We start from the raw sequence: 9,924 nt of genomic DNA on the forward strand, positions 1-9,924 counted from the left end.
CCCCCAAGGCCGAGTGCGATGCGCTGCGCGCCAGCGGCCTGCTGGCCCTKACCATTCCCGCCGAGCTCGGCGGGCTGGGCGGCAGCTGGGCCGACATGCTGGCCGTGGTGCGCACGCTGGCCAGCGCCGATGCGTCGCTGGCCCATGTCTATGGCTTCCATCACCTGACACTGGCCACGCTGCGGTTGTTCGGCAACGCCGGCCAGTGGCGGCCGTGGTGGKAGCAKACCGCGCTGCGCGGCTGGTTCTGGGGCAACGCGCTGAACCCGCTCGATGCGCGCACCGTGGCCAGCCGTGGCGCGGCCTGCTACGAATTCTCCGGCAAGAAGAGCTTTTGCTCCGGTGCCCTCGATTCCGAGATGCTGGTGGCATCGGCGCTGGAAGATGGCAGTGGCCGCCTGCTGATCGCCGCGCTGCCGACCAGCCGCAGCGGCATCACGCCGCATCATGACTGGGACAGCATCGGCCAGCGCCAGACCGACAGCGGCAGCGTCTCCTTCGAGCGCGTGCGCGTCGAGGCGCAGGAACTGCTGCTCGACCCGGGGCCGCTGAGCACGCCGTTCGCGTGCCTGCGGCCGCTGCTGGCGCAACTGGTGTTCTGCCATACCTTCCTGGGCATCGCCGAAGGCGCCTTCGAGGAAGCGCGCGGCTATACGCGGAACGAGGCGCGTCCGTGGTTCCGCTMCGCGGCCGCGCACGTCACCGAGGATCCCTATGTGCTGGCGCKCTACGGCGAGTTCTGGGTCGGCCTGGAAAGCGTGCGGCTGCTGGTGGAGCGCGCCGCCGCCCACTTCGACAAGGCCTGGCAGGCCGGCGAGCGGCTCGATGCCGATGCGCGCGGCGCGCTCGCGGTCGACATCGCCGCGGCCAAGGTGGCTTCGACCCGCACCGGGCTCGACCTCGCCAGCCGCATCTTCGAGGTCACCGGCGCGCGCGCCACGCACGGCGCGCTGCGGCTGGACCGCCACTGGCGCAACCTGCGCACGCAGTCGCTGCACGACCCGCTCGACTACAAGCTCCACGAACTCGGCGACTGGGCACTGAACGGCGCCGTGCCAAGCCCATCCTTCTACTCATGATCCCATGCAGCTAGTGTCCTGGCCACCGCCGGCGTCGCGTCCGGCGCAGCACCTCGCGCACGTCTTCGCCGACACGAGATCTCTGGCCCTGCTCAGCCACGTGGAAAAGGTCGCGCCCAGCGAGGCCAGCATCCTGATCGTKGGCGAGACCGGCACCGGCAAGGAGATGATGGCGCGCCACGTCCACAACCTGAGCGCGCGCCGCCACCGGCGCTTCGTCGCGGTCAACTGCGGCGCGTTCTCCGAGTCGCTGGTCGATGCCGAACTGTTCGGCCACGAGAAGGGCGCCTTCACCGGCGCCCTCGGCGCCAAGCCGGGCTGGTTCGAGGAAGCCGACGGCGGCACGCTGTTCCTCGACGAGATCGGCGACCTGCCGATGTCGCTGCAGGTCAAGCTGCTGCGCGTACTGCAGGAGCGCGAAGTGGTGCGGCTGGGTTCGCGCAAGCCGGTGCCGATCGACGTGCGCGTGCTGGCCGCCACCAACCGGCCGCTGGACGAAGCCATCCGCAACGGCAGCTTCCGCAAGGACCTGTTCTATCGCCTCAACGTGGTGACGCTGGAGATCCGTGCGCTGCAGGAACGCCCCGGCGACATCCTGCCGCTGGCGCAGCATTTCCTGCGCAAGTACGGCGAGCGGCTCGGCTACGGCGAGGTCGCGCTGAGCCCGGACGCGCAGCGCAAGCTGCAGCGCTATGCGTGGCCCGGCAATATCCGCGAGCTGGAGAACGTGCTGCACCACGCCTTGCTGACCTGCCAGCACGACTGCATCGACGCCGGCGACCTGCATGTGCGGGAGCCGGGCGGGGACGTCACCGCGGTGCTGCCCGATGCGGCTCCCGGCGTGGCGCTCGCCGCGGGCGCCATGCCGGCCGCCGCCGGGCCGGACGATGAAGCTGCCTCCGCCTTGCTGGAACGCGCGCTGCTGCGCCTGTTCGAGCAAGCACCGGAAGGCGTGCACGAAACCGTGGAGAGCGCGCTGCTGCGCGCCGCTTTCCGCTACTGCCGCTTCAATCAGGTCCACACCGCGGCGCTGCTTGGCCTGAGCCGGAACATCACGCGCGCCAGGCTGATCCAGCTTGGCGAGCTGCGCGTCAACCGGCGCAAGCCGGGCGAGCCAGAAGAGCCGGCGAGCACCGATCCGGCCGGCATCGGCGAGGCCGCCGGTGGCACGGCACAAGCCGGCGCCGCGAAGGTATTCGCCATCGCCATCTGAACCTGGGTCAGGCCGGCGTCCAGGGCAACAATCCAACCAGGCGCAACACCGCCATTTCCACCATGCCAGAAAAAGATCATTTCCCCGCGTCGGCCGAACTGGCCGCCCGCTTCCGCCCACTGTTCGCCGGGATCGCCGAACGCGCGGCCGAACGCGAGCACACGCGCGAACTGGCCTTCGATGCCGTGAAACTGCTGCGCGAGTCCGGCTTCGGCGCGCTGCGGGTGCCGGTGGCGCTAGGCGGGTTCGGCGCCTCGCCCGAGCAACTGGCCGAACTGCTGGTCGAGCTGGGCGCGGCGGACTCCAACCTGCCGCAGATCCTGCGCGCGCATTTCGGTTTCGTCGAACGCCTCTATGCCGAGGTGGCGCCCGCGCTGCGCGAACGCTGGCTGAGGCTGGTGGCCCAAGGCACCATCTTCGGCAACGCCACCACCGAGACCGGTGACGGCACGCTGGGCCGGCATCGCACTACGCTGACGCGTGACGCAAGCAACGGCGAAGGCTGGCGCCTGGACGGCGAGAAGTTCTACAGCACCGGCACGCTCTATGCGGACTGGATCGCGGTGGCCGCCAACCGTGTCGGCGAGGACAGCGCGCCCGACACCGTCGATACGGTCTACGTGCTGGTGCCTGCCGATGCGGCCGGCATCGAGCGCGTCGACGACTGGCGCGGCTTCGGACAGCGCCTGACCGGCTCCGGCACCACGCGCTTCGACGGCGTGACGGTCGGCGATGCGCAGGTGCTGAGCTTCCCGCGCAATGTGCCCACCTCCATGACCGCCTTCTTCCAGCTGGTGCACCTGGCCACGCTGGCCGGCATCGCGCGCGCGGTCGAGCGCGACGCCGCCGCCTTCGTGCGCGCGCGGCGCCGCGTCTACAGCCACGGCAGCGGCGCCACGCCGGCCGAAGATCCGCTGGTGCAGCAAGTGGTGGGACAGTTGAGCGGCACCGCCTTCGTCGCCGCCAGCGCGGTCGCCGCGGTGGCGCAGGGCCTGGGCGAAGTGGACCGCGTGCGCCAGCGCGGCGAGACCGTGCCCGCGGCCCTGCTCKACGAGGTGGAACTGCGCGCGGCCAAGGCGCAGTCGGTGGTGCCCGACCTGGTGCTGGCAGCCGCCACGCGCCTGTTCGATATCGGCGGCGCCTCGGCCCTCGACGAAAGCCGCCGGCTGGACCGGCACTGGCGCAATGCCCGCACGCTGGCCTCGCACAATCCGGCCATCTACAAGGCGAGGGCGGTGGGGGACAACGCGATCAATGGCGCCGCGCCTACCTACTACTGGTCGGTGGGCGCCAAGGCGGCCTGACCGGTCCGGTGGGGCTCAGGCCGCCAGCGGCACGATCTCGCGGGCGATAGCCTCGCCCGACGCTGCCCACGCCACGCGCAGGTCGTAGGCTGCCTGCAGGTTCGCCCAGAATTCCGGCGTGGTGCCGAAGTAGCGTGCCAGGCGTAGTGCCGTCTCCGGCGAGATGGCGCGCTTGCAGCGCACGATGTCGTTGATGCGGGGTGCCGGGACATGCAGGGCCATGGCCAGGGCATGCGCCGTCATGTTGTTCGGAACKAGGAAGTCCTCGCGCAGGATCTCGCCGGGGTGGACCGGCTCGATGCTTTCGCCGGTGGCGACATCCGAGAAATCGACCTTGTTCAGGTCCGCGCGCTTKATCGTCATGGTGGCCTCGATGGTCGATGTGGTCGATGTGGTCGGTGTGGTCAGTGGTAGTCGGTGATTTCCACCTCGTAGGCGTCGCCGCTGCCAAAGCGGAAACAGATCCGCCACTGGTCGTTGATCCGGATGCTCCACTGGCCCTTGCGGTCAGCCTTGAGTGCCTCCAGCCGGTTGGCGGGCGGCGCCCGCAGGTCCTCGAGTGCGGCCGCCGCGTCGAGCATCTCGAGCTTGCGGAGCGCGGGCCGCTGGATTTCGCGCGGAAGGCTGCTCACGAACTTGCCGGCGTACACCGCTGCGGTGGCCTTGCTGGCGAAGCTTCGAATCATGTCGGCAATCCTATAATGCGTTGAGTTTAACGTCAAGCGTTATTCGCTTCACGTTAAGTCGCGTCCGCGCGATGCACACGCCGGCACGCTGGGGTTGCGGATGGCGGCGCCGATATGACGCTTGCGGAAATAGAAACGGGTGCGCGAGGCGCCTGGGGGAAGGCAACCGCGCCTCGCGGCATGCGCAAGGCGCGGGGGCGAAGACGCCCGGGTGTTGAAGCGTGCCGGGACGTCCGGGGTGCTGAAGGCGGAGGTTTCATGAGGTCCATGCATGGCGAACCGCTCGCGGTCCAGCCAGAGAGCGTAAATCCGCTCTCCCCGGGCATGCATGGGACGATTCTCAAGGCGCCCGGTTAGTCGGCCGTATCGGGCCCTGCCGGCCCGGCCCGCGCTCAGGGCGCCCGCAGCAGCCGCGCGCAGCGGTCGCCCAGCCACTGGATGATGCTGACCAGGCCGATCAGCAGCACGATCACCACCACCATCACGGTGGTGTCGAAGCGCTGGTAGCCGTAGCGGATGGCGATATCGCCGAGCCCGCCCGCGCCCACCGCGCCGGCCATGGCCGACGCGCCTACCAGTGATACCACGGTGATGGTGAAGCCGCCYACGATGCCGGGCAGCGCTTCCGGCAGCAGCACGTGCCAGACGATATGGCGGCGCTGGCAGCCCATGGCCTGCGCCGCTTCCACCAGGCCGCGGTCGACTTCGCGCAGGCTGATCTCGGCAATGCGGGCGAAAAAAGGCGTGGCGCTGATCGACAGCGGCACCACGGCTGCCCACACGCCGATGGTCGCGCCCACCACCAGGCGCGTGAACGGCAGCAACGCCACCAGCAGCACGATGAAGGGCGTGGCGCGAAAGCCGTTGACCACGCTGCCCAGGGCGCGGTGCAGGCGCGGCGACGCGAGCACGCCGCCGGGCGCGCTGAGCACCAGCACCAGCGCCAGCGGAATGCCCAGCGCCACCGCCACCAGTGCCGAGGCGCCGACCATGGTCAGCGTATCGAACAAGCCTTGCCAGATACGTTCAATGGTCAGTGGGGACATAGCCGATCACCTTGGCGTGTTGGGACTGGATGGCGGCGGCCAGCGCCTCGGGCGCCAGCCTGGTACCGGGCGCGGCCAGCAGCAGGCGGCCCTGGCTGTGGCCCTGGATGCGGTCGATGCCGGCGTGCAGCAGGCKCACGCGGCCACCCAGCGCGGCGGCGATGCCGGCCAGCTCGGGGGCGGCGCCTGCGCCGCTGTAGCGCAGCTCGACCAGTTGTTCGCAGGCGCCGTGCGCCGGCGGCGCGGCCTGCAGTTTCTGCGCGAGGTCTTCGGGCAGGCCGGCTTGCAGGGGCTGCAGCAGCGCCTGCGTGGCGGCATGGCGCGGATTGCCGAACACTTCCCAGACCGGGCCATGTTCGGCGATGCGGCCGCCCTCGAGCACCAGCACGCGGTCGCAGATGTCGCGGATCACGCGCATCTCGTGCGTGATCAGCACCACGGTCAGGCCGAAGCGCCKGTTGATGTCGCGCAGCAGCGCCAGGATGGACTGCGTGGTTTCCGGGTCCAGCGCCGAGGTGGCCTCGTCGCACAGCAGGATCTGCGGCCGGTGCACCAGCGCGCGGGCAATGCCCACGCGCTGCTTCTGGCCGCCGGAGAGCTGGCCCGGGTAGGCGTACTGCTTGCCGTCCAGCCCGACCAGGCCGAGCAGTTCCTCTACMCGCGGCGCGATCTCGGCGCGCGGCACGCCGGCCACCTTGAGCGGCAGCGCCACGTTGTCCCATACGGTCTTGGCCGAGAGCAGGTTGAAGTGCTGGAAGATCATGCCGATGCGGCGGCGCAAGGCCACCAGCGCGGCGGCGTCGAGCGTGGCAAGGTCGGCGCCGTCCACCAGCACACTGCCGCTGCTGGGCGTTTCCAGCCGGTTGATGGTGCGCAGCAGGCTGGACTTGCCGGCGCCGCTGCGACCGATGATGCCGAACACGCCGCCGGCGGGGATGTCGACGTCGATCTCGCGCAGCGCATGCACGTCGCCGGCCGGCGTGTGGTAGACCTTGCAGACCTGCCGGAAGGCGACGGCGCCGGCGGCGTTCGTGGCCTGCCTGGTGTTCGTGGCGGCATCGCGCGGGCTGCCGGCATGGGCGGGCAGGCTCGCCCGGTCGGGCGCGGCTCCGAGCCGGCGCAGGAAGGTCAGCGTGCCCATGGCGTCACTGCTTGCGCCACGGCAGGCTATAGAGCTTGTCGTTATTGGCGTAGGACTCGCGCAGCTTCTGCAGCACGGCCGGCGACTCCTGGTAGAGCCTGACGAAGCGGGCGATGCGCGGGTCGCCGGCATTGTCCTGGCGGCTGACGAAGCGGATGGCAAAGTAGACGTCGTCCACGCCGGAATAGAGCAGGCCGGCGCCAGCGATCTGCGGCTTGCCCGCGTTGACGAAGTGGGCCGGGTAGCCTTGCGCCAGGTCCACGTCGTCGAGCGCCCGTACCAGTTGCGGGCCTTCGATCTCCACGAACTTGAGTTTCTTCGGGTTGGCCACGATGTCGTCGAGCCCGCCGCGCGCACCCACGCCGTCGCGCAGCTTGATCAGCCCGGCTTTCTGCAGCAGCAACAGGCCGCGGCCCTGGTTGACGGGGTCGCTGGCCACGCCCACGCGCGCGCCGTCCTTGAGCTCGTCGAAGCGCTTGATGCGGCTGGAGTACAGGCCGATATTGGGCAACACGCCCACTGCCACGCTCTTGAAGGCATAGCCGCGTTCCTTCACGGCATTGTCGAGGAAGGCCTGGTGCTGGAAGTAGTTGAGGTCGAGATCGCCTGACGCCAGCGCCACGTTCGGCGTGGTCCAGTCGGTCAGCTCGACCACCTTCACGTCCAGGCCCTGCTTGCGCGCCTCGGCCGCGGCCACTTCGACCGAGTCGGCCAGCGCGCCCGGGGTGACGCCGATGCGCAGCGGCGCGGCATGGGCGGCATGCAGGGCCGTCGCCAGGGAGAAGCCCGCGAGGGCGGAAATCAACAGTCGCTTGAGTGTCATTTGCTTGGATGCCCGGTTGAAACGGAAGTGGATGCGCAGTGGCTTGCGCGGTTGTTTGCGCAGTTGTTTGAAACCTGCCCGGCCGCCTTAGTCCGACAGCCGGCGGAACTGCGCCGCCGCGTGGCGCGCCGGCAGGCGATCGCCTTCGCCGAACAGCTTGCCGCGCAGGCTGCCCTCGGCGTAGCGGGTCTTGTAGAGGCCGCGGTTCTGCAGCTCGGGCACCACCAGCTCGACGAAGTCCTCGTAGCTTTCCGGCACCACGGTGCGGCTCAGGTTGAAGCCGTCGATGCCGGTCTCGTCGATCCAGGACTGCAGCTCGTCGGCCACCTGCGCGGCGTCGCCGACGATGGCCGGATAGCGCCCGCCCAGCTCGAACAGCTCCAGCAGCCGCCGGCGCGTCCAGCCGTGCTGCTGGGCTGTGCGCGTGGCGGATTCAATGGCGTTGCCGCCGTTGTAGTCGACCGGTGCGTCGAGGTCGTAGCGGCCGAAGTCCACKCCGGTGCTGGCGGCGAAGTGGGCGAGGCCAGCCTCGCGGCTGGCGTAGTCCTTGTAGTCGGCGTGTTTCTGGCGCGCCTCGGCATTGGTGCGGCCCGCCACCACGGCGGCGCCGGCGAATACCTTGATATCGTCGGGCCGGCGGCCGGCCGCCATCAGTTGCTCGCGCAGCGCGCGCACGGTGTTGCGCGCGGCTTCCTTGCTGGGCGGCGAGATGAATACGCATTCGGCGTGGCGCGCGGCGAATTGCTGGCCGCGCCCCGAGCTGCCGGCCTGGAACAGCACCGGCGTGCGCTGCGGCGACGGCTCGGCCAGGTGACAGCCCTCGACCTTGTAGTACTTGCCCTGGTGGTTCACCTTGTGCACGCGGCCGGGGTCGGCAAACACGCGCGCGGCCTTGTCGCGCCGCACCGCGTCGTCTTCCMAGCTGCCTTCCCACAGCTTGTAGAGCACCTCCAGGTATTCGTCGGCGCGGTCGTAGCGCTCGTCGTGGGCGATCTGGTTGTCCAGTCCCATCGCGCGCGCGGCGCTGTCCAGGTAGCCGGTGACGATATTCCAGCCCACGCGCCCGCGCGTGAGGTGGTCAAGCGTGGAGAAGCGCCGCGCCAGCAGGTAGGGCTGCTCGTAGGTGAGGTTGACGGTGACGCCGAAGCCCAGGTGCTGCGTCACGGCGGCCATCGCCGATACCAGCAGCAGCGGGTCGTTGACCGGCAACTGGATCGATTCGCGCAGCGTCACGTCCACGTTGCCCTGGTAGATGTCGTACACGCCCACGATGTCCGCGATGAACAGGCCGTCGAACAGGCCGCGCTCGAGCGTGCGCGCCTGGCCGGTCCAGTATTCGATCGTGTTGTAGTCGATGGAGCGGTCGCGCGGATGCGTCCACAGGCCGTGGTTGATATGGCCCACGCAGTTCATGTTGAAGGCGTTGAGCAGGATTTGCTTGCGTGCCATCAGAGGGCTCCGTGCCGGGTGGGAAGGCGGTCGTTGAGGTAGTAGTTGCCGACCGCGTGGTACTTCCAGCGCACCGGGTCATGCAGCGTGTGAGTGCGTGCGTTGCGCCAGAAGCGGTCCAGCCCCAGGCCATCGAGCGTGGCGCTGGTGCCGGCCAGCTCGAACAGCTTGCTGCCGGCCAGCAGCGATGCGGTGGTGGTGAGCGCGCGCGCCTCGGCCACGGCGATCGAGGCCGCGGCCACGCTGCGCTCGTCCGGCGCGGCCTGGGCCACGTCGACGATGCGCCCGGCGCGGCGCAGCAGCGCTTCGGCCGCGCGCAGGCGCACCGCCACCTCGCCCACCTGGTGGATGGTCAGCGGATCGTCCGCGGCGCGCGCCACGCCGGCATCCAGCCACGGGCGCGACTGCTCGCGCACGAAGGGCAGCGTRGCCTCGAAGGCGCCGCGGCCGATGCCGAGGTCGATGGCGGCGTGCATGATCTGCGCCACCGGGCCGATGGTGGTGGGCTGCTCGAAGGAGGCCAGGAAGGGCACCACCCAGTCCGCCTCCACGCGCACGTTCTCGAACGTGACAGAGCCACTGCCGGTGATGCGCTGGCCGAAGCCGTCCCAGTCGTCGGTGATGGTCACGCCCGGCGCGGTGCGCGGAACGACCGCCAGCAGCGTGACCTCGCKGCCGTCCTGCTCGGCCACCACCAGCGTGGGGATCCAGTGCGCATAGAGCKCGCCGGTGCAATAGAACTTCTTGCCGTCCACGCGCCAGCCGTCGCCGTCGGGGCTGAGCCGGGTGCGGCGCTTGAAGTCCTTGTGGCCGATCTCGGCAAGCGCGTTGCCGAAGCGTTCGCCGGCCAGCGCGCGTGCGTAGAAGAAGCGCTTCTGCGCTTCGCTGCCGCCCACGCGCAGCACTTCCAGCGCATAGAAATGGTTCTGCGGGATMTGCCCCAGCGAGCCGTCGGCGCYGGCGATGGTGGCGATCACCTCGGCCAGCGTCACGGTGCAGACGCCGGCGCCGCCGAACTCGCGCGGCACCGTGATGCCCCACAGGCCGCTGGCGCTGAAGGCGTCGAGCTCGGCCCAGGGCAGGCGGCGCTCGCGGTCGCGCAGCGCGGCCCCGGGCGCGAACTGCGCGGCCAGCCGGCGTGCGGTGGCGATGGCGTCGGCGTCGTCGCGGATCAGGGCGGGCG

At 70.1% G+C, this 9,924-nt stretch carries 10 protein-coding genes; 3 read left to right on the top strand and 7 right to left on the bottom strand.

The window, feature by feature from the left end; all coding sequences use genetic code 11:
- The 3 genes from AC1DKV_RS39385 to AC1DKV_RS39395 all read left to right on the top strand — a co-directional run.
- The coding region (locus AC1DKV_RS39385; RefSeq protein ID WP_477139617.1) for an acyl-CoA dehydrogenase family protein at nucleotides 1-1,079 on the top strand (1,079 nt) is incomplete at its 5' end.
- Nucleotides 1,080-1,083: 4 nt separating this feature from the next.
- Nucleotides 1,084-2,292 carry a sigma-54 interaction domain-containing protein gene (locus tag AC1DKV_RS39390; protein WP_441615595.1) on the top strand — a complete coding sequence of 403 codons (1,209 nt, stop codon included), beginning with the start codon at nucleotides 1,084-1,086 and terminating at the stop codon, nucleotides 2,290-2,292.
- Between the two features lie 62 nt (nucleotides 2,293-2,354).
- The gene (locus tag AC1DKV_RS39395) at nucleotides 2,355-3,596 is read left to right on the top strand and encodes an acyl-CoA dehydrogenase family protein (RefSeq protein ID WP_477139618.1); all 1,242 of its coding nucleotides are present in this window, start codon (nucleotides 2,355-2,357) and stop codon (nucleotides 3,594-3,596) included.
- A gap of 15 nt (nucleotides 3,597-3,611) precedes the next feature.
- Here the strand turns inward: AC1DKV_RS39395 and AC1DKV_RS39400 are convergent, their stop codons facing one another.
- From AC1DKV_RS39400 to AC1DKV_RS39430, 7 genes are all read right to left on the bottom strand, one after another.
- Complete coding sequence (locus tag AC1DKV_RS39400; protein WP_441615599.1) at nucleotides 3,612-3,959, bottom strand: HigA family addiction module antitoxin; 348 nt, start codon at nucleotides 3,957-3,959, stop codon at nucleotides 3,612-3,614.
- Nucleotides 3,960-4,000: 41 nt separating this feature from the next.
- The gene (locus tag AC1DKV_RS39405; RefSeq protein ID WP_441615601.1) at nucleotides 4,001-4,282 is read right to left on the bottom strand and encodes a type II toxin-antitoxin system RelE/ParE family toxin; all 282 of its coding nucleotides are present in this window, start codon (nucleotides 4,280-4,282) and stop codon (nucleotides 4,001-4,003) included.
- A 392-nt stretch (nucleotides 4,283-4,674) separates the two neighbouring features.
- Nucleotides 4,675-5,328, bottom strand: coding sequence for a methionine ABC transporter permease (locus AC1DKV_RS39410; protein WP_441643404.1), 654 nt, complete (start codon nucleotides 5,326-5,328; stop codon nucleotides 4,675-4,677).
- Entirely contained in the window at nucleotides 5,309-6,469 is a 1,161-nt protein-coding gene (locus AC1DKV_RS39415) for a methionine ABC transporter ATP-binding protein (RefSeq protein WP_477139619.1), read from the bottom strand. Before AC1DKV_RS39415 ends, AC1DKV_RS39410 begins: the two co-directional genes overlap by 20 nt.
- Nucleotides 6,470-6,473: 4 nt before the next feature.
- Nucleotides 6,474-7,292, bottom strand: a complete 819-nt coding sequence (locus tag AC1DKV_RS39420; RefSeq protein ID WP_441615606.1) for a MetQ/NlpA family ABC transporter substrate-binding protein — start codon at nucleotides 7,290-7,292, stop codon at nucleotides 6,474-6,476.
- Between the two features lie 87 nt (nucleotides 7,293-7,379).
- Nucleotides 7,380-8,741 carry an LLM class flavin-dependent oxidoreductase gene (locus AC1DKV_RS39425; RefSeq protein WP_477139620.1) on the bottom strand — a complete coding sequence of 454 codons (1,362 nt, stop codon included), beginning with the start codon at nucleotides 8,739-8,741 and terminating at the stop codon, nucleotides 7,380-7,382.
- Nucleotides 8,741-9,924, bottom strand: a 1,184-nt coding sequence (locus tag AC1DKV_RS39430; RefSeq protein ID WP_477139621.1) for an SfnB family sulfur acquisition oxidoreductase, incomplete at its 5' end; no start/stop codon positions are given. The genes AC1DKV_RS39425 and AC1DKV_RS39430, both read right to left, overlap by 1 nt.

Source organism: Cupriavidus sp. 05T41 (assembly GCF_056396525.1).